This window comes from Pseudomonas sp. Tav-5-1A (genome assembly GCF_055755055.1).
In genome coordinates this window covers 5,080,822-5,106,791 of record NZ_CM146901.1, presented here as the reverse complement: position 1 = coordinate 5,106,791, position 25,970 = coordinate 5,080,822, and the positions used below count along the sequence as shown (strand labels likewise).

At 65.2% G+C, this 25,970-nt stretch carries 21 protein-coding genes; 14 read left to right on the top strand and 7 right to left on the bottom strand.

The genetic code is table 11. From position 1 onward, the window contains the following. Nucleotides 1-32 precede the first annotated feature (32 nt). Nucleotides 33-446, top strand: coding sequence for an alternative ribosome rescue aminoacyl-tRNA hydrolase ArfB (gene arfB / locus AC0J42_RS23350; protein WP_473004060.1), 414 nt, complete (start codon nucleotides 33-35; stop codon nucleotides 444-446). On the opposite strand, the gene AC0J42_RS23345 is transcribed toward arfB, so the two are convergent. From AC0J42_RS23345 to phhA, 5 genes are all read right to left on the bottom strand, one after another. Continuing rightward, nucleotides 443-1,645: an MFS transporter gene (locus AC0J42_RS23345; RefSeq protein WP_416426172.1), complete on the bottom strand. Its 1,203-nt coding sequence runs from the start codon at nucleotides 1,643-1,645 to the stop codon at nucleotides 443-445. The genes arfB and AC0J42_RS23345 overlap by 4 nt on opposite strands. Nucleotides 1,646-1,754: 109 nt before the next feature. Next, nucleotides 1,755-1,937, bottom strand: a complete 183-nt coding sequence (locus AC0J42_RS23340; protein WP_416426170.1) for a hypothetical protein — start codon at nucleotides 1,935-1,937, stop codon at nucleotides 1,755-1,757. A gap of 428 nt (nucleotides 1,938-2,365) precedes the next feature. Then, on the bottom strand, nucleotides 2,366-3,556 hold the full coding sequence (locus AC0J42_RS23335) for an amino acid aminotransferase (protein ID WP_473004059.1): 1,191 nt from the start codon (nucleotides 3,554-3,556) through the stop codon (nucleotides 2,366-2,368). Further along, nucleotides 3,556-3,912, bottom strand: a complete 357-nt coding sequence (locus AC0J42_RS23330) for a 4a-hydroxytetrahydrobiopterin dehydratase (protein ID WP_473004058.1) — start codon at nucleotides 3,910-3,912, stop codon at nucleotides 3,556-3,558. Before AC0J42_RS23330 ends, AC0J42_RS23335 begins: the two co-directional genes overlap by 1 nt. 30 nt (nucleotides 3,913-3,942) lie before the next feature. Then, on the bottom strand, nucleotides 3,943-4,728 hold the full coding sequence (phhA, locus tag AC0J42_RS23325; protein ID WP_473004056.1) for a phenylalanine 4-monooxygenase: 786 nt from the start codon (nucleotides 4,726-4,728) through the stop codon (nucleotides 3,943-3,945). Between the two features lie 278 nt (nucleotides 4,729-5,006). Between phhA and AC0J42_RS23320 the strand changes: the two genes are divergently transcribed. Further along, a complete protein-coding gene (locus AC0J42_RS23320; RefSeq protein WP_416426165.1) occupies nucleotides 5,007-6,599 on the top strand; it encodes a sigma-54-dependent transcriptional regulator in 1,593 nt (530 codons plus the stop codon). Here AC0J42_RS23320 and AC0J42_RS23315 read toward each other — a convergent pair. After that, nucleotides 6,568-10,716 (bottom strand): deaminase domain-containing protein, encoded by a 4,149-nt coding sequence (locus AC0J42_RS23315; protein ID WP_473004055.1) that lies wholly within the window; start codon nucleotides 10,714-10,716, stop codon nucleotides 6,568-6,570. The two genes, AC0J42_RS23320 and AC0J42_RS23315, sit on opposite strands and share 32 nt — an antisense overlap. A gap of 140 nt (nucleotides 10,717-10,856) precedes the next feature. After that, a complete protein-coding gene (locus AC0J42_RS23310) occupies nucleotides 10,857-11,117 on the bottom strand; it encodes a DUF2790 domain-containing protein (protein WP_416426162.1) in 261 nt (86 codons plus the stop codon). Between the two features lie 418 nt (nucleotides 11,118-11,535). Between AC0J42_RS23310 and acs the strand changes: the two genes are divergently transcribed. From acs to astB, 12 genes are all read left to right on the top strand, one after another. After that, on the top strand, nucleotides 11,536-13,491 hold the full coding sequence (gene acs, locus AC0J42_RS23305; RefSeq protein ID WP_416426161.1) for an acetate--CoA ligase: 1,956 nt from the start codon (nucleotides 11,536-11,538) through the stop codon (nucleotides 13,489-13,491). 482 nt (nucleotides 13,492-13,973) lie between these two features. Beyond that, nucleotides 13,974-14,750 carry an ABC transporter substrate-binding protein gene (locus AC0J42_RS23300; RefSeq protein ID WP_473004053.1) on the top strand — a complete coding sequence of 259 codons (777 nt, stop codon included), beginning with the start codon at nucleotides 13,974-13,976 and terminating at the stop codon, nucleotides 14,748-14,750. Between the two features lie 89 nt (nucleotides 14,751-14,839). Beyond that, the gene (locus AC0J42_RS23295) at nucleotides 14,840-15,529 is read left to right on the top strand and encodes an ABC transporter permease (protein WP_416426158.1); all 690 of its coding nucleotides are present in this window, start codon (nucleotides 14,840-14,842) and stop codon (nucleotides 15,527-15,529) included. Beyond that, the gene (locus tag AC0J42_RS23290) at nucleotides 15,526-16,224 is read left to right on the top strand and encodes an ABC transporter permease (RefSeq protein ID WP_473004051.1); all 699 of its coding nucleotides are present in this window, start codon (nucleotides 15,526-15,528) and stop codon (nucleotides 16,222-16,224) included. The genes AC0J42_RS23295 and AC0J42_RS23290 overlap by 4 nt, the downstream gene beginning before the upstream one ends. A gap of 4 nt (nucleotides 16,225-16,228) precedes the next feature. Beyond that, nucleotides 16,229-17,341 (top strand): M14 family metallopeptidase, encoded by a 1,113-nt coding sequence (locus AC0J42_RS23285; RefSeq protein WP_416426156.1) that lies wholly within the window; start codon nucleotides 16,229-16,231, stop codon nucleotides 17,339-17,341. A gap of 19 nt (nucleotides 17,342-17,360) precedes the next feature. Beyond that, entirely contained in the window at nucleotides 17,361-18,125 is a 765-nt protein-coding gene (locus AC0J42_RS23280) for an ABC transporter ATP-binding protein (protein ID WP_027978661.1), read from the top strand. Between the two features lie 127 nt (nucleotides 18,126-18,252). Further along, on the top strand, nucleotides 18,253-19,233 hold the full coding sequence (gene argR / locus AC0J42_RS23275; RefSeq protein ID WP_416426155.1) for a transcriptional regulator ArgR: 981 nt from the start codon (nucleotides 18,253-18,255) through the stop codon (nucleotides 19,231-19,233). Between the two features lie 466 nt (nucleotides 19,234-19,699). Next, nucleotides 19,700-20,920 (top strand): aspartate aminotransferase family protein, encoded by a 1,221-nt coding sequence (locus AC0J42_RS23270; RefSeq protein ID WP_416426154.1) that lies wholly within the window; start codon nucleotides 19,700-19,702, stop codon nucleotides 20,918-20,920. A 69-nt stretch (nucleotides 20,921-20,989) separates the two neighbouring features. Then, entirely contained in the window at nucleotides 20,990-22,018 is a 1,029-nt protein-coding gene (gene aruF, locus AC0J42_RS23265; RefSeq protein ID WP_416426153.1) for an arginine/ornithine succinyltransferase subunit alpha, read from the top strand. A gap of 61 nt (nucleotides 22,019-22,079) precedes the next feature. Further along, on the top strand, nucleotides 22,080-23,114 hold the full coding sequence (gene astA, locus AC0J42_RS23260) for an arginine N-succinyltransferase (RefSeq protein ID WP_473004048.1): 1,035 nt from the start codon (nucleotides 22,080-22,082) through the stop codon (nucleotides 23,112-23,114). Next, nucleotides 23,111-24,574 carry a succinylglutamate-semialdehyde dehydrogenase gene (gene astD, locus AC0J42_RS23255; RefSeq protein WP_473004047.1) on the top strand — a complete coding sequence of 488 codons (1,464 nt, stop codon included), beginning with the start codon at nucleotides 23,111-23,113 and terminating at the stop codon, nucleotides 24,572-24,574. The genes astA and astD overlap by 4 nt, the downstream gene beginning before the upstream one ends. A 37-nt stretch (nucleotides 24,575-24,611) precedes the next feature. Continuing rightward, complete coding sequence (astB, locus tag AC0J42_RS23250) at nucleotides 24,612-25,961, top strand: N-succinylarginine dihydrolase (RefSeq protein ID WP_473004046.1); 1,350 nt, start codon at nucleotides 24,612-24,614, stop codon at nucleotides 25,959-25,961. The last annotated feature ends 9 nt before the right edge of the window (nucleotides 25,962-25,970 follow it).

The following is a 25,970-nucleotide window of genomic DNA, read 5'->3' as shown; positions in this document are numbered from 1 at the left end:
CTTGCGGTCTTTGACCCTGCCGAAACCCCTTCATGCTGGAAATCTCCAACAACGTCCACCTGCCCGATGCCGAAGTCGAGCTGAGCGCCATCCGCGCCCAAGGCGCTGGCGGCCAGAACGTCAACAAGGTGTCCAGTGCGGTGCACCTGCGCTTCGACATCAACGCCTCGTCATTGCCGCCTTTCTACAAGGAGCGGCTGCTGGCCCTGCGCGACAGCCGCATCACCAGCGAAGGCGTGATCGTGATCAAGGCCCAGCAATATCGCACCCAGGAGCAGAACCGCGCCGACGCCCTGGAGCGGCTGCGCGAGCTGATCGTGAATGCGGCGAAGGTGGAAAAGGCGCGGCGGCCCACCAAGCCAACCAAGGGCTCGAAAACCCGTCGGCTGGATGGCAAGAGCAAGCGCGGCGCCATCAAGGCAGGCCGCGGCAAGGTCGACTTTTAAAGCGCGGCGTCCGGGTGGCGCGGCTGGTTGAGGGTTTGCCGGTACAGGTACAGGCTCAGCGCCAGGCCGGCGAACGAGGCGATGCCGGCGAACAGGAAGATCGAACTGAAGCCGAAGCCGGCGGCAATCGCGCCCGCCAGCGGGCCGGTGATGCCCAGCGACAGGTCGACGAACAGTGAGTAGGCACCCACTGCCGCGCCGCGGCTGGAGGCCGGCACCAGGTTCACCGCTTCCACGCCCAGGGCCGGGAACACCAACGAGAAACCAAAGCCGGTCAGGGCCGCGCCGGCCATGGCCAGCTCGGCGCTGGGCGCCAGCCACAGCAGCAACAGGCCGATGGTCTCCACGGTCATGCAGCCGATGGCCACGCGGAAGCCGCCGATGCGGTTGATCAGGTTGCCGAAGATCAGCCGCGCGACAATGAAGCAGGCGCCGAACAGGCTCAGCGACAACGCGGCGTTGTCCCAGTGGTTGGTGGCGTAGTACAGGGTGATGAAGGTGGCGATGGTGCCGAAGCCGATGCCGCCCAGGGCCAGACCGGTGCCGTGGGGCAGCACCTTGCCCAGCACGTGCATGAACGGCATGCGCTCGCCGGCGACGATCGGCGCCGGGGTCTTGTTCCAGGCCAGGGCAATCCCCAGCGCCGCCAGCAGCAGGATGCTCACGCCCATGGCCCACAGGCCCAGGTGTTGCACCAGCAGCACGCCGGCCGGGGCACCGATGGCCAGGGCGCCGTAGCTGGCGATGCCGTTCCAGGAGATGACCTTGGCGGTGTGCTGTGCGCCCACGCGGCCGATCCCCCAGCCGATGGAGCCCGAGCCCACCAGGCTTTCGGCGCTACCCAGCACCAGGCGGCCGACGAACAGGCTGGCCAGGCTCACCACCGGCAGGCTCTGGGTGAACGCCGCCAGCAGCATGAACAGCCCGCTGGCGCCACAGCCGAACAGGCCGTAGATCACCGCCTTCTTGCTGCCGTGGTTGTCGATGATACGGCTGGCGTACGGCCGGCTGAGCAGGGTGGCCAGGTACTGGACGCTGATCACCAGGCCCGCGATCACGGCGTTGAAGCCCAGGCCGGTATGCACGAAACCGGGCAGCACGGCCAGCGGGATGCCGATGTTCAGGTAGCCGATGAAGGTGAACAGCACGATGGAAACGACTTGCAGCGTGACCGCCAGCGGCCGCGGGTTTGAAGACATTGGGAATTCCAGGGGGATAGGTGTCGGGTGCTAGCACACTAGACGCTTATCATAGGGCGGCGAGCCACACAGTGCACGACCAGCGGCAAGATTTTATCTCGCCGAAGGCTCAAGCCTGCGGCTGTGCCAGCAGTCGGGTGGCCACCAGGGCGGCGAGGGCGTTTTCCTGGGTGCCGAAACGTTGCAGCAGGGCTTGCTGTTTTTCCGGGGAGAGGCGGGCCCAGATGTCGATCATCTGTTGCGCGGTGTCGATCACCTGCGCGGCCTGTGCTTCGTTGAAAGTATCTTGCATGAGGGGCTCCGTTCAGCGCTGAGGTGGTGCGATCACGCGGCATGGCCGCCGTGGGGATCGTACCACCTGCGGTCGGCGCTTAGTCGTCGCGATCAGCGCTCGAGGCTTCGTCGGCCTCGTTTTCAGTGGCCTGGCTGGCCGATTGTGGCGGTTGAGGCTGCTCTGGTTGATGCAGGCTCGGGAAAGGAAGGTTTGGGATCTCGTGCATCGTCATCGCTCCTCGCAATTACAGGTTGAGGGTGGCGCTGGATAGCGCGTGCTGGTTAAAGCCGGGACAGGATACAGCACTGCGCATGACAAACTGACTTCGCCGGCGGCCATTGGTCGCACAATGAACGGATTTTCATGGAGGCTGAATGTGGGAGCTGGCTTGCCAGCGAGCTCTTCGAGGCCCTCAAAAACTCGCTGGCAAGCCAGCTCCCACAGGTTCAACACACCTTGGCGAGGGCGGCCGCCAGTTCGTCCAGGCGGCTGGCGTCGATGCCGGCGACGTTGGCGCGGCCCGAGCGCACCATGTACACGCTGTGCTCGTCGCGCAGGCGGTCCACCTGCTCGGGGCTGAGCCCGGTGTAGGAGAACATCCCGCGTTGCTCGCCAATGTGGGCGAAACGCGCCGACAGCCCATGCGGCCCCAGCGCCTCGACCAGCCCGGCCCGCAGCTGGGCGATGCGCGAACGCATGTGCTCCACCTCATCCGCCCACAGGCTCTTCAACTGCGCATCACCGAGGATGGTGGCGACCACGGCGGCGCCATGGTCCGGCGGCGTCGACCACAGGTTGCGCGCCAGGCCGGCGAGTTGGCTGCGCACGTCCAGCAACTGTTCAGCGGTGTGCGTGCAGGCGATCAACGCGCCGGTGCGTTCGCGGTACAGGCCAAAGTTTTTCGAGCACGAACTGGTGACCAGCAGCTCCGGCAGTTCCTTGGCGAACAGGCGCACGCCCCAGGCATCCTCGTTCAGGCCATCGCCAAAGCCCTGGTAAGCGAAGTCGATCAGCGGCAGCAGGTCGCGGCGCTTGGCCACGTCCAGCACCCGGTGCCAGTCGTTGTGCCGCAGGTCGAAGCCGGTGGGGTTGTGGCAGCAGGCGTGCAACAGCAGCACGTCGCCGCGCGGTATGTCTTCCAGCGCCAGCAGCATGGCTTCCACGTCCAGGCGGTTGTCACGGCCCACGTAGGGGTAGTGATTCACCTTGAGGCCCACCGCGGCGAAGATGCTTTCGTGGATGGGCCAGGTCGGGTCGCTGAGCCAGATGCCCTTGCCGGGCAGGCAATGGGCGATGAACTCGCCGGCCAGGCGCAGGGCCCCGGTGCCACCCGGGGTCTGGGTGGCGCCGGCGCGCTCCTGGGCCAGCAGCGGCGAGTCCTTGCCCAGCACCAGTTCGCTGACCAGGCGACCGAACGCCTGATCGCCGTGGCCACTGACGTAGGTCTTGCTGGTCTGGTGGTCGAGCAGGAACCGCTCGGCCTGCTTGACCGCCGACAGCACCGGGGTCAGGCCCTGGGCGTCCTTGTACACGCCCACGCCCAGGTCGAACTTGCGCGGGTTGGGGTCGCGGGCGTAAGCGTCCATCAGGCTCAGGATCGAGTCGCCGGGAATTCGCTGGATCGCGCTGAAGTGCATTATTTGCGGCCCTCGGCCCCCTGGCTGACGTCGTCGGTGCGGGCGGCCATGATGAAATCGTTGCGGTGCAGGCCCTTGATCGAGTGGCTCCACCAGGTCACGGTGACCTTGCCCCATTCGGTCAGCAGGCCTGGGTGGTGGCCCTCGGCCTCGGCGATCTCGCCCACGGCGTTGGTGAACGCCAGGGCGTGCTTGAAGTTCTTGAACAGGTAGACCTTTTCCAGCTGCATGACGCCGTCACGCACCTCGATGTTCCAGTCCGGAATCTGCCGCAGCAGCGCTGGCAGCTCCTCGTCGCTGACCTGCGGGGCGTCGGCGCGGCAGGCTTCGCAATGGGCCTGGTTCAATGGGTTCATGGTTGCTTCCTTATAGTAGTTAAAAGCGGGTCAGGCCGCCTTGGGCGGAAATTTCGGCGCGTGCAGGCCCAGCTGCTGGGCGCGGGCCACCAGGGCCATGATGTCTTCATGGGCCAGGTCGAACAGGCGTTTGAGGTCTGGCAGCACGAAATACAGCGGCTGCAGGATGTCGATGCGGTAGGGGGTGCGCATGCATTCCAGCGGGTCGAAGGCCTGGTGCTCGGGGGCGTCCGACAGGCTGTAGAGGGTTTCCTTGGGCGACGAGAGAATGCCGCCGCCGTAGATGCGCCGGCCCTGGGGCGTGTCCACCAGGCCGAATTCGATGGTCATCCAGTACAGGCGCGCCAGGAACACCCGTTGCTCCTTGCTGGCCGCCAGGCCCAGCTTGCCGTAGGTGTGGGTGAATTCGGCGAACCAGGGGTTGGTCAGCAGCGGGCAGTGGCCGAAAATCTCGTGGAAAATGTCCGGTTCCTGCAGGTAATCCAGCTCTTCGGGCGTGCGAATGAAGGTGGCCACGGGAAAGCGCTTGCTGGCCAGCAATTCGAAGAAGGTCTGGAAGGGGATCAGTGCCGGCACCCGGGCGACCTGCCAGCCGGTGGTGCGGGCCAGCACCTGGTTGACCTCGGCCAGTTGCGGAATGCGCTCATGCGGCAGGGCCAGTTGCTCGATGCCGTCCAGGTATTCCTGGCACGCGCGCCCCTCTACCAGCTTGAGCTGGCGGCTGACCAAGGTGTGCCATACCGCGTGCTCGGTGTCGGAGTAATGGATGAACCCCTTAGCATCCGGTTCGCGGGCCACGTAGTGGGTCTGCTTCATGCTGTTCTCCAGCGCACGTTTTTATTATAGATGGGCCCGCACACATCCCCGTAGCAGCTGCCAAAGGCTGCGTCCGCAGACCCCACGCTCCATTGATAGTCCACCGCCCCACGGCTGTCAGCCCCACCTGGCGCCCCGCATCGCAGGCACAGCCCCGACTTTTCGTAAACTATTCGATACAGCTACCGCGCTCATCGGCGCCCGTGTCTTGTCGTCAGCCTCAAATGTCACATATTCTTTACGAATATCTTTGCCTTTCGCCAAAAAACAGGCCCCTCATGCGCATCAAAGTCCACTGCCAGAACCGCATCGGCATCCTGCGTGACATCCTCAACCTGCTGGTGGAATACGGCATCAACGTCGCCCGCGGCGAAGTGGGTGGCGAGCACGGCAACGCCATCTACCTGCATTGCCCGAACCTGATCAACCTGCAGTTCCAGGCCCTGCGCCCCAAGTTCGAAGCCATACCCGGCGTGTTCGGCGTCAAACGGGTGGGGCTGATGCCCAGCGAGCGCCGGCACATGGAGCTCAATGCGCTGCTGGGCGCACTGGAATTCCCGGTGCTGTCCATCGACATGGCCGGCTCCATCGTCGCCGCCAACCGCGCCGCCGCGCAGCTGCTGGGGGTGCGGGTGGACGAGGTGCCGGGCATGCCGTTGTCGCGTTACGCCGAGGACTTCGACCTGCCGCAGCTGGTGCGCGACAACAAATCGCGCATCAACGGCCTGCGGGTGAAGGTGCGCGGCGACGTGTTCCTTGCCGACATCGCCCCGCTGCAGTCCGAGCATGACGACAGCGAAGCCCTGGCCGGTGCGGTGCTGACCCTGCACCGCGCCGACCGCATTGGCGAGCGCATCTACCACGTGCGCAAGCAGGAACTGCGCGGCTTCGACAGCATCTTCCAGAGCTCGAAAGTGATGGCCGCCGTGGTGCGCGAGGCGCGCCGCATGGCGCCACTCGACGCACCGCTGTTGATCGAGGGCGAGACCGGCACCGGCAAGGAGCTGCTGGCCCGCGCCTGCCACCTGGCCAGCCCGCGCGGCCAGTCGCCGTTGATGGCCCTCAACTGCGCCGGCTTGCCCGAGTCCATGGCCGAGACCGAGCTGTTTGGCTACGGCCCCGGCGCCTTCGAAGGCGCGCGCGCCGAGGGCAAGCTGGGCCTGCTGGAGCTGACCGCGGGCGGCACGCTATTCCTCGATGGGGTAGGGGAGATGAGTCCGCGCCTGCAGGCGAAATTGTTGCGCTTCCTGCAAGACGGCTGCTTCCGCCGCGTAGGCAGTGACGAAGAGGTGTACCTGGATGTGCGGGTGATCTGCGCCACCCAGATGGATCTGTCGGAGCTGTGCGCCCGCGGCGAATTCCGCCAGGACCTGTACCACCGCCTCAACGTGCTGTCGCTGCACATCCCGCCGCTGCGCGAGTGCATGGACGGCCTCGACCCGCTGGTGGAGCACTTCCTTGACCAGGCCAGCCGCCAGATCGGCTGCCCGCTGCCGCGCCTGGCGCCCGCCGCCAAGGACAAGCTGGCCCGCTACCATTGGCCGGGCAACGTGCGGCAACTGGAGAATGTGCTGTTCCAGGCCGTGTCATTGTGCGACGCCGGTTGGGTCAAGCCCGAGCATATCCGCCTGCCCGACTACGGTGTGCGCCAGCCCTTGGGCGATTTCTCCCTGGAGGGTGACCTGCAACAGATCGTCGCGCGCTTCGAGCGCGCGGTGCTGGAGCAACTGCATGCCCAGCACCCCAGCAGCCGCTTGCTGGGCAAGCGCCTGGGGGTGTCGCATACCACCATTGCCAACAAGCTGCGCGAGCATGGGTTGGGCAAGGCGGAACTGGCACTCAGTCCAGCGGGTAAGGTTCCAGGAAATTGATGCTCATGCTGGCTTGGGGGAACAGTAGCTTGAGTTGCGGCAGTACGATGGCGCCGCATGAACGGCAGGTGTCCATGCGCGTGAACACCTGCAGGTCGGTCACGGGCTGGCCGCGCAGGTCGGCCTTGAGCACTGTGGCGATCAGGCGTTCGGCGTCCTGGTCGCGGGGGTGGGGGCGGATGATCTTGCGTCCAGCGTAGCGCACCACCGGCAGGCTGGTCATTTGCGGATCAGGGCCGCGAGTACGCATGATCGCGCGCGCGTCTACCCATTCCACCCCATCGAGGGTCTGGCGCGGGCTGCTGGCCACATCGATCTTCAAGCGGATCGCCGCAGCACGTTTACCGCCGGACAGGGCGTAGTAAACCATCCGCCGTCCATCGGCCAGGCTCACCCGGATGAAGGCCAGGTTGGCCTGCGCCATGGTGTGGCGCAGTGCGGCATGCACGCTGGCATCGCCGAGGTTATCGGCGGTGATGGGAGCGAAGGTGCCTGGCGAGGTGCCTTGCGGCGGGGCCAGCCGATTGAGCACATCAATGTGTGCCTGTTGCACGTTCCTGGGGCGCGTAGTGAGGAGGCCGCGGTCGGGGATCAGCGCCTGCATCCGCTCGAACAGGCGCAGCTGCTGGCTATTGCCCGCCAGGATATGGGTGGCGTAGTCGAGCAGCTCGTTGTGTATACCTGCTGCCTCCGCGTAGGCGGCATAGGTGGGGAAGGCGTCGAGGGGAATGTCGCCGGGGGCAGGCTGGTGCTTGGCCAGGTCAAACAACAGCGTGGCAATGTTTTCCCGGTCGCGGGGAGCTGAAGGCGTGCCGCTGACGATGCGGTAGGTTTCGCTGGTGGTGAGAAAGCGGTTGATATCCTCTTCGGCGGTGACGCGCTCGAAGCTTAATTCGCCGGGGCGGTCGGGCGCACGGTAGATCACGTGGGTGTCGGCCTCGACCGCAATGCACGGGCCCTGAGGGGTGTCCATGACGTGGCCGCGCAGGATGCGGCGGTCCCCCACGCCGGCCACCAGTTCGTCAAGCTCCAGGACGGGCAGCGTGTCGTTGATCAACCCGGCCTGCTCGGCGGTCAGTGAGGGGGGCAGGCCAAAGCGGCTGTCGGTAGAGCGTCGGCCGCTGATGCTCGGCAGGTAGTTCACCGATGGACCGTTGGCAGTGGGCAAGGACAGGCCAAAGGTAGCGCGTTCGGCATCGGTGACCGGTACCAGGCGCCCGGCGCGGGTCCGCTCGCGTCGCCACAGGGTGCCATCCATGACCACCACATCCAGGTTGGCGGGCGTCTGGCTGCTGCTGCCGCCGGCAATCGCCAGGCTGCCCAGGCGGTAGGTACGCGCCTGCCAGGCGTGTGCGGCATGCTCCCCGGCGGTCGCGTGGGGGGGCAATGCGGTGACAGGAAGTTGGTGGGTGTACAGGCTGGCGCATCCCGGGGCGTCGGCTGCCCGTGGGATGCGGCAAGGGGTGGGCGTCTCGATCATGCGGCGGGGTTTGCGCAGCGTGCCAAGGCGATCATGGCGCACGTAGTATTTACCGCTGATTTCCTGGCTCAAGCGGTACAGGTGGCCATCAATGAGTACATCCACGCTGCGGTCTGCCCGAGGGATGAGCATGACTTGGCTATCCACGTGGCTGCGCAGGTAGCGCAGGCCATCGGGCCCGCGATGCAAAGCCAGGGCGCCAGGGTCGAGCCCGCGGCGGGCCATGGCGAAGGCCTCGATGAAGGTGCGCTCGGCGCCGCCGGGCGTCAGGTCCAGCAGAGGCGGGCCGTAGGTGCGGCTGATCTGGGCGGGCTGGAGGTGCCAGATGCCGTGGCTGGGGCGCGCCACTTGCCCTGTGGAAATTCCCAGGTCCCTGGCAAAATTGAAGGGGAAACGGCGTTGATGCAGGTTGAGCCAGCGGCTCACCGCAAAGGCTGTGTTTGCCAGTGGCGAGCGACCGCCGCTGTGCAGAAGGCGGTTGAGGAGGCGACGGTTGGCCACAAGCGTTTTTAATACAGGCGTTAGCGCCGTCAGGGGCAGGGTCACTGCATCAAGCACGCACATGGACACGCCGCCGCTGCCCTGGGTATCGAAGCAACTGGCAAAAGGAACGCCGATGCGTGCCAGGTGGGCCGCGAGGCTGCGGCCCTGGATGTTTTTTTGCTGCAGCTCCAGTTGGGTCATGCCCCGGCACTGCTGCCTCAGGTCGTCGAAGTGGTGCATCCACACGTGGTCCAGCGCGATGTCGACCAGGCGTGCCATTGGTCCGGCAGGCAGCAGCGGGCCTACCGCCTGCACGCCCCCGGCGGTGCTGTAGGTGAATGGGTGCTCGGCGTCGTGGTAGTCCTCGAACTGCAGCGGCAGGTGTTCGCGTGCCCACTGCTCCATTGGCACCCCCTGGCGGTCGATGGCCCGGCTGTCCCACCGCCATTGCTGGGGAAACCAGCGGTACAAGGTTTCGCCCTGGCTGCCCTGGCACAGAATCAGCAGGGCGGGGCAACGGCGCAGGGCCCATAGTTCGGGATCGGCATCGCCCAGTTGCGGGATGCTCATCTGGTTCGCCCCGATGAATTCATGCCAGTGCACCGCGTACGCCTGCAGCGATACTGCTTCCATTACCGCGCGGTCGTTGTCGGGCAGCCGCTGGATGAACAGCTCGAGCAAGTCTTTCAGTGCGCGGCGGCAATGGCCGCGGTAGGCGCTGAACAGTTGGTCGAACTGCGCGGTGATATCGGCGGCGGTCGTATGCTTGAGTGCGGCATGGCGAAAGCCCGGGCCGCTGTCGAGCAGGCGCTCCAGGTGGGAGGTCTTGCGAGCGCCCGAGACAATTTCATGCGGCTTGATGCCAAATGATTCCAGGTAGCCAATGGCCATTTTTATGCGCGAGGGTGGGCTGCTCAGTTGTGCCAGTGTCGCCATGATGTCGAAGGCATCGAGGGCGGCGTTGATGTCGGCCGGCGTGTACCAAGGTTGCCTCGACAGTATGCGGTTGTACTCCGCCCATTGCATGACGAGTGGAGCGCGGGCGAGCAGGATGTTGACCTGGTCTTCTTGCGTGGTCGCTTGCGCTTGTTTCAGTAGCGCCACCTGCAGCGCCGTCTCGGGCGTCAACAGCCACGGGTCGCGTTCCGACAGGCTGATGCCCAGGCGCAATTGCACGGAGTAAAGGTCCGGCAGGTGCTCGAAGTCAGGCGGCAGGTCTTCGAGCAGCAGCAGCGGGGCATGTTGACGCAGCAACAGCGGCGCTACCAGTGCCAGTTCGGTAGGGCTGCAGTCCAGGTGTGCCGCGAGCGCCTGGTCCAGGCGTGCACGTAACGCCTGTGCGTTGCCCTGGGGGGTGAGCGACACGCCGGCAAGTTCACCCTCGATGCGCGAGCTGCGGGGGGCTAGGTAGTCGACGATGGCCTGCATGGCCAGTTCGCGCTGCAGATGGTGAGGTGGTGGTACCCATTGCAGGTCGTCAATCACGGCTTTTTCAAAGGCGTCGAAGGTAGCGCAGCCAAACAGGCACGGCATCAGCCGCCGCGGCTCGGTGGTGCAGGCCAGGGCGAAATCCATCTGCAGGTAATCGAGCAGCCGCGCCATGCGCCCGCCGCCAACGCGTTTGTGCAGGATACGCGAGACGCACGCCGACAGATCCGTATGCAGGTGGCTGAAAGCGCCGTTCCGGGTTTGCAGCGGCTGCTGCGTGGGCGTGGCTTTGCTGGCCAGGCTCGGATACAGCAGCAGGCAGGCCAGCCAGGCGCAATCTGTCGCACGTGCGAAGGTTGCCTGTAGCCACAGGTGGCTGGCGGCGCTGAACACCCGGCGTCCAGCCTTGGCCCGCCGGGACACCTTGCGCAGTGTTGCCGGCAATGCCGGGTCCACGTCGCGCAAGGCTTGTGTTGCCTGGGCCTGCAGGTGCCGGGTCAGTTGCGCGGGGGCGTCATTGGTGTCGTTGTTCAGTGAGGGGGGAATCAGAGCGACGACGTCGGGGGCCGCGCACAGTGCCTCGACGTTATCCAGCCATTGGAAATCACTGCCCAGCGGATCAATGCGTGAAAAGTCATCGCGCTGAAACAGGGTTGTCAGTAATTGGCCAAAAGGCGAAGTGGCTTTCTTGATCGGCGGGACGGAAGGCGGGATATAAAGTGCCATGCAAACTCCATGATGCGGGAAAGGTCGAACAAAAAGTTCGGCGCATCATCAAGCGTTGTGCTGGCGGGCAGGTGTTGAATAATTATTCGATCAATTAAATAGGCCAGCGCCTCCTGAAGAGGCGCTGAAGCACTGTGAACTTATCCGTTCGAGCAGCCGTTGCCCATCACGCGGTATTCAAGAATGTGTTTCTGGCCAGTGGAGTCCAGGTAAGTCATGCGTGCCGGCACCACTTCGCAGACGTTGGGGATTTCGCTGGTGCTGATGACCTTGGCAATATCAAGGTGCTGCGAATAGTTGTAGTGCTCCACCGGAACTTCAGTGTTGGCGGTGTTCGAAACTTCATCAGCCATGGCTGCCAGCGAGAAAGTACTCAGGGCCAAGACAATTAAAGCTTTCATTTTAAAGTTTACCTTTGTGCGGTCGTCAGGGGGCACGCAATCCTTGTGGGACTGCGTGTGTTGCTCGGGAAAGTTAGAGTCGGATTAACGTGCCTTCGTGGGGGCTGTTGCGTGTGTTAATCACAGTGCCGGTTGGCGAGGTGAATTTTAGGGCGCTGGCGGGGGGTTAAACAGACAGAGTTTTGATAAACAGTTTTATCTGAATCTGTAACAATCAATTTCGTAGCGGCCGGTGGCGCGCGTTTTCCTGCAAAGACACGCGGCCGTCGAGGCGCCCCGCGCCCGGGCTTGAGCCTTGCCGCGCGCCGTCATCAAAGAGTAGGGTAATGGTTACTACCATCGTCGAATGGCCTCGGCGTGCGCTTAGCCTTACAACGAGGTCATACAAAAACAACTACATAGCTCCGAGGTAAGAAAGATGAGTGCGGCGTCCCTGTATCCCGTTCGTCCCGAGGTGGCAGCCACCACGCTGACCGATGAAGCGACCTACAAGGCCATGTACCAGCAGTCGGTGGTGAACCCTGACGGCTTCTGGCGCGAGCAGGCCCAGCGCCTGGACTGGATCAAGCCCTTCACCAAGGTCAAGCAGACCTCTTTCGATGACCACCACGTGGACATCAAGTGGTTCGCCGACGGCACTCTCAACGTCTCCTACAACTGCCTGGACCGGCACCTTGCCGAGCGCGGCGACCAGATCGCGATCATCTGGGAAGGCGACGACCCCTCCGAGCACCGCAACATCACCTACCGCGAACTGCACGAGGAAGTCTGCAAGTTCGCCAACGCCCTGCGTGGCCAGGATGTGCACCGCGGTGACGTGGTTACCATCTACATGCCGATGATTCCCGAAGCCGTGGTCGCCATGCTGGCCTGTACCCGTATCGGTGCCATCCATTCGGTGGTGTTCGGCGGCTTCTCCCCCGAGGCCCTGGCCGGGCGCATCATCGACTGCAGCTCCAAGGTGGTCATCACCGCCGACGAAGGCCTGCGTGGCGGCAAGAAGACCGCGCTCAAGGCCAACGTCGACCGCGCCCTGACCAACCCGGAAACCAGCAGTGTGCAGAAGGTCATCGTCTGCAAGCGCACCGGCGGCGACATCGAGTGGAACCGCCACCGCGACATCTGGTACCACACCCTGCTGGACGTGGCGTCCAGCACCTGCGCGCCGAAGGAAATGGGTGCCGAGGAGCCGCTGTTCATCCTCTATACCTCCGGCTCCACCGGCAAGCCCAAGGGCGTGCTGCACACCACCGGCGGCTACCTGGTGTACGCAGCCCTCACCCATGAGCGCGTGTTCGACTACCGCCCGGGCGAAATCTACTGGTGCACCGCCGACGTCGGCTGGGTCACCGGCCACAGCTACATCGTCTACGGCCCGCTGGCCAACGGCGCCACCACGCTGCTGTTCGAAGGCGTGCCGAACTACCCGGACATCACCCGCGTGTCGAAGATCATCGACAAGCACAAGGTCAACATCCTCTACACCGCACCCACCGCCATCCGCGCCATGATGGCCGAGGGCACTGCGGCGGTGGAGGGCGCCGATGGCTCCAGCCTGCGCCTGCTGGGCTCGGTGGGCGAGCCGATCAACCCCGAGGCCTGGGGTTGGTACTACGACACCGTGGGCAAGCAACGCTGCCCGATCGTCGACACCTGGTGGCAGACCGAGACCGGCGGCGTGCTGATCAGCCCGCTGCCGGGCGCCACCGCGCTCAAGCCGGGCTCGGCGAGCAAGCCGTTCTTCGGCGTGGTGCCGGGGCTGGTGGACAACCTGGGCAACCTGATCGACGGCGCCGCCGAGGGCAACCTGGTGATCCTCGACTCGTGGCCGGGCCAGTCGCGCAGCCTGTACGGCGACCACGACCGCTTCGTCGACACCTACTTCAAGACCTTCCGTGGCATGTACTTCACCGGCGACGGCGCGCGCCGCGACGAGGATGGCTACTACTGGATCACCGGCCGCGTCGATGACGTGCTCAACGTCTCCGGCCACCGCATGGGCACCGCCGAGATCGAGAGTGCCATGGTTGCCCATCCCAAGGTGGCCGAGGCCGCGGTGGTGGGCGTGCCCCACGACATCAAGGGCCAGGGCATCTATGTGTACGTGACCCTCAACCATGGCGTGGAAGCCAGCGAGACCCTGCGCCAGGAACTGAAGAACTGGGTGCGCAAGGAGATCGGCCCGATCGCCTCGCCGGATGTGATCCAGTGGGCGCCGGGGCTGCCCAAGACCCGCTCGGGCAAGATCATGCGCCGTATCCTGCGCAAGATCGCCACCGGCGAGTACGACGCGCTGGGTGATATCTCCACCCTGGCCGACCCGGGCGTGGTGCAGCACCTGATCGACACCCACAAGGGCATGAAGGCGGCGTAAGGCTGCTGCGCTAACCCCGGAACCCCGCCCGTTGGCGGGGTTTCGTGTTTATGTCCCACATGACCGGGATATATCGGTGTTACCGTCCGTCACCTTTCTGTGCGCCAAAAGGAGGCGAAACGCCACAAACCGGTGCGCCGGTCCTACGAAAAATGACAAAGCCAAACGCCAGGGTTGCCGGATTACAAGGCTTTGCCAATAATAGGCGCGCAATTTGCTTGATAGATCGGTTCCCTGTCATTTGCCTTTGCATAAACATGAAAGGCTGTCAATAATCTCGGGTCGTATTCTCGGTGCATCTGTAACTAGTTGTCGCATTGAAGAAATATCGGCTTCGGGGCTGTCGCTAAAATGCCGGTCACTCGCCGTCGCCCGATGAGCCATGCTCCCGAGCCGCGCGCCGCTATCTGCGTTGTACCCATTCGCATATTGGGCCTGTGCTCACTCTGCCATTTATTGCCCTTTACCGATGGAGTCCTGAGATGAAGAAACTCGTGCTTCTTGGCGCCCTGGCGCTGTCCGTGCTGTCGCTGTCCTCGTTCGCCGACGAGAAGCCTTTCAAGATCGGTATCGAAGCGGCCTACCCACCGTTCGCCTCCAAGGCTGCCGACGGCAGCATCGTGGGTTTTGACTACGACATCGGCAACGCCCTGTGCGAAGAGATGAAGGTCAAGTGCCAGTGGGTCGAGCAGGAATTCGACGGCCTGATCCCGGCGCTGAAAGTGCGCAAGATCGACGCCATCCTGTCGTCCATGTCCATCACCGAAGACCGCAAGAAGTCGGTTGATTTCACCAACCGCTACTACCTGACCCCAGCGCGCCTGGTGATGAAGGAAGGCACCACCGTCGCCGACAACCTCGACGGCCTGAAAGGCAAGAAGATCGGCGTGCAGCGCGGTTCCATCCACGAGCGTTTCGCCCGCGAAGTGCTGGCGCCAAAAGGCGTGGAAGTGGTGCCGTACGGCTCGCAGAACGAAATCTACCTGGACGTGACCGCTGGCCGCCTGGACGGCACCCTGGCCGACGCCACCCTGCTGCAGGACGGCTTCCTGAACACCGACGCCGGCAAGGGCTACGCCTTCGCAGGTCCATCGTTCACCGACGTCAAATACTTCGGTGACGGCGTGGGCATCGCCGTGCGCAAGGGTGACAAGGCTGACCTGGACAAGCTCAACGCTGCCATCGCCGCCATTCGCGCCAACGGCAAGTACAAGCAGATCCAGGACAAGTACTTCAACTTCGACATCTACGGCCAGTAACTGGCTGTAAGCGTCACCCGACAGATGGTGCAAGCCGCAGGCGCTGAGGCTTGCACCATTTTTTCATTTCCACGGTCGAGGAAATTTACATGTTAGAAGGCTACGGGGCAGTCATCCTCGATGGCACCTGGCTGACCTTGCAGTTGGCCCTGTCGTCGATGGCGCTAGCCATTGCCCTGGGATTGATCGTCGTCGCACTGCGGCTGTCGCCCGTGCGTTGGCTGGCCTGGCTGGGGGCGACCTATTCCACGGTCATCCGCGGCATTCCCGACCTGGTGCTGATCCTGCTGATCTTCTTCGGCGGCCAGGACCTGCTCAACCGCGTCGCGCCCCTGCTGGGCTTCGACGACTACATCGATCTCAACCCCATGGCGGCCGGCATCGGCACGCTGGGCTTCATTTTCGGGGCGTACCTGTCGGAAACCTTCCGCGGTGCGTTCCTGGCCATCCCCAAGGGGCAGGCCGAGGCTGGCCTTGCCTATGGCATGAACAGCCGCCAGGTGTTCTTCCGCGTGCTGGTGCCGCAGATGATCCGCCTGGCCATTCCCGGCTTCACCAACAACTGGCTGGTACTGGTCAAGGCCACTGCGCTGGTGTCGGTGGTGGGCTTGCAGGACATGATGTTCAAGGCCAAGGCCGCGGCGGACGCCACGCGCCAGCCGTTCACTTTCTTCCTGGCGGTGGCCGCGCTGTACCTGGTGATCACCAGCGTATCGCTGCTGGTGCTGCGGTTCCTGGAAAAACGCTACTCGGCTGGCGTAAGGGTGGCTGAACTATGATTTTTGATTACAACGTGGTCTGGGACAACCTGCCGCTGTACTTCAGCGGCGTGCTGGAGACCATCAAGCTGTTGCTGCTGTCGCTGTTCTTCGGCCTGCTGGCGGCCTTGCCGCTGGGCCTGATGCGCGTGTCCAAGCGGCCGCTGGTGAACCTGCCGGCCTGGCTGTACACCTACGTGATCCGCGGCACGCCGATGCTGGTGCAGCTGTTCCTGATCTACTACGGCCTGGCGCAGTTCGCCGTGGTGCGCGAGAGCATCTTCTGGCCGTGGCTGTCCAGCGCCACCTTCTGCGCCTGCCTGGCCTTTGCCATCAACACCAGCGCCTACACCGCGGAAATCGTCGCCGGCAGCCTCAAGGTCACGCCCCATGGCGAGATCGAGGCGGCGCGGGCCATGGGCATGTCGCGGGTCAAGATGTACCGTCGCATCCTGCTGCCGTCGGCCCTGCGCCGGGCGCTGCCGCAGTACAGCAACGAAGTGATCATGATGCTGCAGACCACCAGCCTTGCGTCGATTGTCACCCTGATCGACATCACCGGCGCGGCACGCACGGTGAACGCGCAGTACTATCTGCCGTTCGAAGCCTACATCACCGCAGGCGTTTTCTACCTGTGCCTGACCTTTATCCTGGTTCGCCTGTTCAAGCTGGCCGAGCGCCGCTGGCTGGGCTACCTGGCACCACGCAAGGGCTGAAGACATGCAACGCATCGATCATCCATTGCCCTGGAGCACCCTGGGCAGCGAGCGTCACCTGAGCGTATTCCGCTTCGGCAGCGGCGAGCGCAAGGCCTACATCCAGGCCAGCCTGCACGCCGACGAACTGCCGGGCATGCGCACCGCCTGGGAACTGAAAAAGCGCCTGCTGGCGCTGGAGGAGGCTGGCCAGCTCAAGGGCGTGGTCGAGCTGGTGCCGGTGGCCAACCCCATCGGCCTGGGCCAGTTGCTGCAGGGCGCCCACCAGGGGCGTTTCGAGTTCGGCAGCGGCAAGAACTTCAACCGTGACTTCCACGAGCTGAGCGAGCCGGTGGCTGCCGCGCTGGATGGCCAGCTGGGTGACGACGCCCACGCCAACATCCGCCTGGTGCGCCAGGCCATGCGCGACACCCTGGCGGCGCTGCCGCCAGCCGCCAGCCAGCTGCAGGGCCTGCAACGCCTGCTGCTGGGCCATGCCTGCGACGCCGACGTGGTGCTGGACCTGCACTGCGACGCCGACGCCGCGCTGCACATGTACGCGCTGCCGCAGCACTGGCCGCAGTGGCGCTCGCTGGCCGCGCACCTGAACGTGCGCGTGGGCCTGCTGGCCGAGGACTCGGGTGGCAGTTCGTTCGACGAAGCCTGCTCGTTGCCGTGGCTGCGCCTGTCCCGGCGCTTCCCCGAGGCCCAGCTGCCGCTGGCCTGCCTGGCCACTACCGTGGAACTGGGTGGTCAGGCCGACACCGCGCGCGACGACGCCGAGCGCCACGCCGAGGGCATCCTGGCGTTCCTCGCCGAACAGGGGCTGATCGCCGGCGAATGGCCGCCAGCCGCCAACGAGCCCTGCGAAGGCATGCCGTTCGAGGGCACTGAATTGCTGTTTGCCCCACACCCCGGCGTGATCAGTTTCCTGCGCGCCCCCGGTGAATGGGTAGAGGCGGGCGACCCGCTGTTTGAAGTGATCGACCCGCTGGCCGATCGCGTTACCGTCGTGTGTGCCGGCACTGCCGGCGTGCTGTTTGCCATCGAACGACTGCGTTACGCCCAGCCAGGTTTCTGGCTGGCCAAGGTCGCCGGGCGCCAACCCCTTCGTCGCGGGCGCCTGCTCAACGACTGACTGCTTTGTGAGAACCGCTATGTACAAACTTGAAGTCCAGGACCTGCATAAACGCTACGGCAGTCATGAAGTGCTCAAGGGTGTGTCCCTGGCCGCCAAGGCCGGCGATGTCATCAGCATCATCGGCTCCAGCGGCTCGGGCAAGAGTACCTTCCTGCGCTGCATCAACCTGCTGGAGCAGCCGCACGCGGGCAAGATCCTGCTCAACAACGAAGAGCTGCAACTGGTGGCCAGCAAGGACGGCGCCCTCAAGGCCGCCGACCCCAAGCAGTTGCAGCGCATGCGCTCGCGCCTGTCCATGGTGTTCCAGCACTTCAACCTGTGGGCGCACATGACCGCCCTGGAAAACATCATCGAGGCGCCGGTGCACGTGCTGGGCGTGTCGAAGAAAGAGGCGCTGGAAAAGGCCGAGCACTACCTGAACAAGGTGGGCGTGGCGCACCGCAAGGACGCCTACCCGGGTCACATGTCCGGCGGCGAGCAGCAGCGCGTGGCCATCGCCCGTGCCCTGGCCATGGAGCCTGAAGTCATGCTGTTCGACGAACCCACCTCGGCGCTCGACCCCGAGCTGGTGGGCGACGTGCTGAAGGTGATGCAGGACCTGGCCCAGGAAGGCCGCACCATGGTGGTGGTCACCCACGAGATGGGCTTCGCCCGCGAGGTGTCCAACCAGCTGGTGTTCCTGCACAAGGGCCTGGTGGAAGAGTCGGGCTGCCCGCGCGACGTGCTGGCCAACCCCAAGTCCGAGCGCCTGCAGCAGTTCCTGTCCGGAAGCCTGAAGTAGTCGTCATTTGATACAAACGATGACTGCCACGTTGTTGTAGAAAGGGGCATGCTGCGCGTCTTGGCAGCATGTTCCTTCCACCCGCTCTGCCGAGCATTGATCCTGAACAGGTTTCGGACCGCACCCCATGACAGCCCAACGAATCGGTTTTCTCATCTGGCCGAGCACCAAGGCCCTGACCCTGGCGCTGGCTGAAGAGGCCCTGGATGTGGCCCAGAAGGTGCACCCCGAAGTGGCCTACGAGATGGTGTTCCTGCACGCCGAGCCTGCCCCTGAAGGCGGCTGGCAGTTGCCGGGCGAGCCGTGGGCGGGGCGCCTGGAAGGCTGTCAGAAACTGTTCCTGCTGGCCGACGAGCCGCCGGCTGCGCTGGCGCCGGCCCTGGCCACCGCGCTCAAGCAGCTGGTGCGTTCGGGCTGCGTGATTGGCGGCCTGTCCGCCGGCGTCTACCCCATGGCCCAGGTTGGCCTGCTGGACGGCTACCGCGCCGCGGTGCACTGGCGCTGGCAGGATGATTTCGCCGAGCGCTTCCCCAAGGTGATCGCCACCAGCCACCTGTTCGACTGGGACCGGGACCGCATGACCGCGTGTGGCGGCCTCTCGGTGCTCGACCTGCTGCTGGCGGTGCTGGCCCGCGACCACGGCGCCGAGCTGGCGGGCGCGGTGTCGGAAGAGCTAGTGGTGGAGCGAATCCGCGAAGGCGGCGAGCGCCAGCGCATTCCGCTGCAGAACCGCCTGGGCTCCAGCCACCCCAAGCTCACCCAGGCGGTGTTGCTGATGGAGGCCAACATCGAAGAGCCGCTGACCACCGACGAAATCGCCCAGCACGTGTGCGTGTCGCGCCGCCAGCTGGAGCGCATCTTCAAGCAGTACCTGAACCGGGTGCCGAGCCAGTATTACCTGGAGCTGCGCTTGAACAAGGCGCGGCAGATGCTGATGCAGACCAGCAAGTCGATCATCCAGATCGGCCTGTCGTGCGGGTTCTCGTCGGGGCCGCATTTTTCCAGCGCCTACCGCAATTTCTTCGGCGCAACGCCGCGGGAAGACCGCAACCAGCGCCGCAGCAGCAGCCCGTTCGAGCTGTCGTCGGTGCCCGCCGAGCGCGGGTAGCCACCATCCCGCAACGCCCGCAGACCCCGTAGCCGCTGCCGCCAGGCTGCGCTGGCCCTCAGCCACACTGAAAATCTCCAGCGTACTCAGGGGCCAGCGCAGCCTGACGGCAGCGGCTACGGATAGTGGTGAGGCTGGCGGGTGCATGCCTTGGTTGTTCGGGCGCTCTTGAGATCGAGCGCCGCCCGCGCGGCGCAACGCAGCCTGGCGGCAGCATCTACATTTGTTGCACCGTGCCATGGCCTGACGGATAGGCGTTGCCAGCCTTTTGCGCGCGGCATGGATCTTCGCGCGACCAAACTGTTGCCTGATGCAATAATATGTCGCATTACCGAAAACCCCCCGTTTTCACGGTTTGGCGCTGTAATAAGTTGTCGCTTGGCGACAAGGACAAGCGCTGGCCAGTCCTTACAATCCCCCCATCGCTCGCCAATACCAGGCGGGCGTTCCTCTTCAGGAGACTCCGATGTCCGTTGAGCATGCCCAGGTGCAACGCGCCGATTTCGACCAGGTGATGGTCCCCAACTACGCCCCGGCCGCCTTCATTCCCGTGCGCGGCGCAGGTTCCCGGGTGTGGGACCAGGCAGGTCGCGAACTGGTCGACTTCTCGGGCGGCATCGCCGTCAACGTGCTGGGCCACGCCCACCCGGCGCTGGTCAACGCCCTGACCGAGCAGGCCAACAAGGTCTGGCACGTGTCCAACGTGTTCACCAACGAGCCGGCGCTGCGCCTGGCGCACAAGCTGGTCGACGCCACCTTTGCCGACCGCGTGTTCTTCTGCAACTCCGGCGCCGAGGCCAACGAGGCCGCGTTCAAGCTGGCCCGCCGCGTGGCCCACGACAAGTTCGGCCCGGAAAAATACGAAATCATCGCCGCCACCAACAGCTTCCACGGCCGCACCCTGTTCACCGTGAGCGTGGGCGGCCAGCCCAAGTACTCCGACGGTTTCGGTCCGAAGATCACCGGCATCACCCACGTGCCGTACAACGACCTGGCTGCGCTGAAAGCGGCCATCTCGGACAAGACCTGCGCCGTGGTGCTGGAGCCTATCCAGGGTGAAGGCGGCGTGCTGCCGGCGGACCTGGCCTACCTGCAGGGCGCCCGCGCGCTGTGCGACCAGCACAACGCGTTGCTGGTGTTCGACGAAGTGCAGAGCGGCATGGGCCGCAGTGGCGAGCTGTTCGCCTACATGCACTACGGCGTCACCCCGGACATCCTCTCCAGCGCCAAGAGCCTGGGCGGCGGTTTCCCGATCGGCGCCATGCTGACCACCACCGAGCTGGCCAAGCACTTCGCCGTGGGCGTGCACGGCACCACCTACGGCGGCAACCCGCTGGCCTGCGCCGTGGGCGAGGCGGTGATGGACGTGATCAATACCCCGCAAGTGCTGGCTGGCGTCAAGGCCAAGCACGAGCGCTTCAAGGCCCGCCTGCAACAGATCGGCGAGCAATACGGCGTGTTCACCGAAGTACGCGGCTTGGGCCTGCTGATCGGTTGCCAACTGAGCGATGCCTGGAAAGGCAAGGCCAAGGACTTCTTCAACGCTGCCGAGCAGCACGACCTGATGATCCTGCAGGCCGGCCCCGACGTGGTGCGTTTCGCGCCTAGCCTGGTGATTGAAGACGCCGACATCGACGAAGGCCTGGACCGCTTCGAACGTGCCGTGCAGCAACTGACCCAAGCCTGATTCCGGGCCGGCAAAAGGCGAGCGTCACGGCGCTCGCCGTTTTTTCAAGCAATTCCAAGGAGTGACACCATGCTGGTAATGCGCCCTGCGCAAATGGCTGACCTGGCCGAGGTCCAACGCCTGGCCGCGGACAGCCCGATTGGTGTCACGTCCCTGCCGGACGATGCCGAGCGCCTGCGCGACAAGATCGCGGCGTCCGAAGCGTCGTTCGCCGCCGAGGTCAGCTTCAATGGCGAGGAGAGCTACTTCTTCGTCCTCGAAGACAGCCAGACCCAGCGCCTGGTGGGCTGTTCGGCCATCGTCGCGTCGGCGGGCTATTCCGAGCCTTTTTACAGTTTCCGTAATGAGACCTTCGTGCACGCCTCCCGCGAGCTGAAGATCCATAACAAGATTCACGTGCTGTCCCAGTGCCATGACCTGACCGGCAACAGCCTGCTCACCAGCTTCTACATGGTGCCGGACATGGTTGGCAGCGCCTGGTCCGAGCTGACCTCCCGGGCGCGCCTGCTGTTCATGGCCAACCACCCCGAGCGCTTCGCCGACTCGGTGGTGACCGAGATCGTCGGCTACAGCGACGACAACGGCGACTCGCCGTTCTGGGACGCCATTGGCCGTAACTTCTTCGACATCAACTACGCCGAGGCCGAGCGCCTGTGCGGTATCAAGAGCCGGACCTTCCTGGCCGAACTGATGCCCCATTACCCGATCTACGTGCCGCTGCTGCCCGACGAAGCCCAGGAAGCCATGGGCCAGGTGCACCCGCGCGCGCAGATCACCTTCGACATCCTCATGCGCGAGGGTTTCGAGACCGACCACTACATCGACATCTTCGACGGCGGCCCGACGCTGCACGCGCGGGTCTCGGGCATTCGCTCCATCGCCCAGAGCCGCGTGGTGCCGGTCAAGCTCGACAGCGGCAACAGCGACGTGGTCAAGGGCGGCCGCCCGTACCTGGTGGCTAACGCCCAGCTGCAGGACTACCGCGCGGTGCTGCTGGAACTGGACTGGGTGCCCGGCAAGCCGGTGACCCTCAGCCTGGAAGCGGCCGAGGCACTGGGTGTGGGCGAGGGCGCCAGCGTGCGCCTGGTAGCGGTTTGATACCTGTCATTCACAGGTCGAGTTCTGCGGGTTGCCACTGCGGCCCGCGCAAGGAGAAAGCATGATCGTTCGTCCCGTACGCAGCAGCGACCTACCTGCGCTGATCGAGCTGGCACGCAGTACCGGCACCGGCCTGACCACCTTGCCGGCCAACGAGGAGCGCCTGGCGCACCGCGTGGGCTGGGCCGAGAAGACCTTCCGGGGCGAAGCCGGGCGCGGCGACGCGGACTACCTGTTCGTGCTGGAGGATGACGACGGCAAGGTCGTCGGCATTTCCGCCATCGCCGGCGCCGTGGGGCTGCGCGAGCCCTGGTACAACTACCGGGTGGGCCTGACGGTCAGCGCGTCGCAAGAGTTGAACATCTACCGCGAGATCCCCACGCTGTTCCTGGCCAACGACCTGACGGGCAACAGCGAGCTGTGCTCGCTGTTCCTGCGCAGCGAATACCGCACCGGCCTCAACGGCCGCCTGCTGTCCAAGGCGCGGTTGATGTTCATCGCCGAGTTCCCGCAGCTGTTCGGCAACAAGATCATCGCCGAGATGCGCGGCATGTCCGACGAGCAGGGCCGCTCGCCGTTCTGGGAAAGCCTGGGCCGGCACTTCTTCAAGATGGAATTCAGCCAGGCCGACTACCTCACCGGCGTGGGCAACAAGGCCTTTATCGCTGAGTTGATGCCCAAGTTCCCGCTGTACACCTGCTTCCTGTCGCCCGCCGCGCGCGAGGTGATCGGCCGCGTGCACGCCGACACCGAGCCGGCGCTGACCATGCTCAAGGGCGAGGGCTTCAGCTACCAGGGTTATGTCGACATCTTCGACGCCGGCCCGGCCATCGAATGCGAGACCGCGAAGATTCGCGCCGTGCATGACAGCGAAGCGCTGGTGCTGGCCGTGGGCACCCCCGGTGACGACGCCACGCCGTTCCTGATTCACAACCGCAAGCGCGAAGAGTGCCGCATCACCGCCGCCCCGGCGCGCCTGGCGGCTGGCACCCTGGTGGTCGACCCAATGACCGCCAAGCGCCTGCGCCTGAGTGCCGGCGACCAGGTGCGCGCTGTCGCCCTGTCGCCGCAGCCCGTACGGGAGGTACGCAAATGAGCACGTTGTACGTGGCCGGCCAATGGCTGGCAGGGGCGGGCGAGGCCCTGCAATCCCTCAACCCGGTGACCCAGGCCGTGGTGTGGCAAGGCCGCGCGGCCAGCGCCGAGCAGGTCGACCAGGCGGTGTTCGCCGCGCGCCAGGCCTTCGTCGGCTGGGCGTCGCGCTCGCTGGACGAGCGCATCGGCGTGCTCGAGACCTTCGCCGTCACGCTCAAGGCGCGCGCCGATGAACTGGCCCGCTGCATCGGCGAGGAAACCGGCAAGCCGCTGTGGGAAGCTGCCACCGAGGTGACCAGCATGGTCAACAAGGTCGCCATTTCCATCCTGAGCTACCGCGAGCGTACGGGCGAGAAGAGCGGGCCGCTGGCCGACGCCACCGCCGTGCTGCGCCACAAGCCCCACGGCGTGGTGGCGGTGTTCGGCCCCTACAATTTCCCGGGCCACCTGCCCAACGGCCATATCGTGCCGGCGCTGCTGGCCGGCAACGCCGTGCTGTTCAAGCCCAGCGAGCTGACCCCGAAGGTGGCCGAGCTCACCGTGCAGTGCTGGATCGACGCCGGCCTGCCCGCGGGCGTGCTGAGCCTGCTGCAAGGCGCCCGTGACACCGGCGTGGCCCTGGCGGCCCATGACGGCATCGACGGCCTGTTCTTCACCGGCTCGAGCCGCACCGGCAACCTGCTGCACAGCCAGTTCGCCGGGCGCCCGGACAAGATCCTGGCCCTGGAGATGGGCGGCAACAACCCGCTGGTGGTGGAAGAAGTGCAGGACCTGGAGGCGGCGGTGTACACCATCATCCAGTCCGCGTTCATTTCTGCCGGCCAGCGCTGCACCTGCGCCCGCCGCCTGCTGGTGCCCGAAGGCGCCTGGGGTGACGCATTGCTTGAACGCCTGGTGCAGGTGGCCGGCGACCTGGTGGTCGGCCCGTACGACCAGCAACCGCCGCCGTTCATGGGCTCGGTGGTGTCCCTGGCCGCGGCCCAGGCGCTGCTCGATGCCCAGGCGCAGCTGCTGGCCAAGGGTGCCACGGCGCTGCTGGCCATGACCCAGCCCCAGGCCAATGCCGCGCTGCTCACCGCCGGTATCCTCGATGTGACCGCCGTGCAGGCGCGCCCCGATGAGGAGTGGTTCGGCCCGCTGTTGCAGGTCATCCGCTACGGCCGCTTCGAGCAGGCCATCGCCGAGGCCAACAACACCCAGTACGGCCTGGCCGCGGGCCTGCTGTCCGATTCGGCCGCCCGCTACCAGCAGTTCTGGCTGCAAAGCCGCGCCGGCATCGTCAACTGGAACAAGCAGTTGACCGGCGCCGCCAGCAGCGCGCCGTTCGGCGGCGTGGGTGCCTCGGGCAACCACCGCGCCAGCGCCTATTACGCGGCGGATTATTGCGCCTACCCGGTGGCTTCGCTGGAAGCCCCTGCCGTCAGCCTGCCGGCCAGCCTGACCCCGGGCGTGAAGCTGTAAGCGTGAGCACAATAACGAGATCCATGGAGCCTGGCCGATGAAAGCCTATGAAGTGAACTTTGATGGTCTGGTAGGTCCGACCCACAACTACGGCGGGTTGTCCTACGGCAACGTCGCCTCCCAGAGCAACAGTCAGCAGGCTTCCAACCCGCGTGAAGCGGCGCGCCAGGGCCTGGCGAAAATGAAGGCGCTGATGGAGATGGGCTTCGTCCAGGGCGTGCTCGCACCCCAGGAGCGCCCGGACATCGCCGCCCTGCGCGCGCTGGGCTTCGGCGGCAGCGACGCCCAGGTCATCGAGCGCGCCGCCCGCGAGGCCATGCCGCTGCTGGTGGCCAGTTGCTCGGCGTCGAGCATGTGGGTGGCCAACGCTGCCACCGTCAGCCCCAGCGCCGATACCGCCGATGGTCGCGTGCATTTCACCGCCGCCAACCTCAATTGCAAATACCACCGCAGTATCGAGCACCCCACCACCAGCCGAGTGCTGGGGGCGATGTTCGCCAATGACCGGCACTTCGCCCACCACGCCGCCTTGCCTGCCGTTGGTCAGTTCGGCGACGAGGGCGCGGCCAACCACACGCGCTTCTGCCGCAGCTACGGCGAGCCCGGCGTGGAGTTCTTCGTGTTCGGCCGCAGCGCCTTCGACACGCGCTACCCGGCGCCGCAGAAATACCCGGCACGCCAGACGCTAGAGGCTTCCCAGGCGGTAGCGCGGCTGCACGGGCTGGGCGAGGAGGGCGTGGTGTTCGCCCAGCAGAACCCGGCGGTAATCGACCAGGGCGTGTTCCACAACGACGTGATTGCGGTAGGCAACGGCGAGCTGCTGTTCCACCACGAGGACGCGTTCCTGGACACCGCGCCGATGCTCGCGCAACTGCAGGCTAAACTGGCAAAAAGGGGTGGCAACTTCCAGGCGGTGTGCGTGCCGCGCAGCGAGGTGTCGGTGGAGGACGCGGTGCGTTCCTACCTGTTCAACAGCCAGCTGCTGTCGCGCGCCGACGGTTCGATGCTGTTGATCGTGCCCGAGGAGTGCCGCAGCAACGAGCGCGTCTGGAGCTACCTGCAGCGCCTGACGGCCCAGGGTGGCCCGATTGCCGAGGTCAAGGTGTTCGACCTCAAGCAGAGCATGCAGAACGGCGGCGGCCCGGCGTGCCTGCGCTTGCGCGTGGCGCTCAACGAAACCGAGCTGGCCGCGGTGAACCCGGGGGTGATCATGACCCCGTCGCTGTACGACACCCTGACCCAGTGGGTGGACCGCCATTACCGCGATCGCCTGGGCGAAGCGGACCTGGCCGACCCGCAATTGCTGCTGGAATGCCGCACGGCATTGGATGAACTGACGCAAATCCTTAAACTGGGCGCGGTTTACCCATTCCAACTTCAACCTTGAGAGATTTTC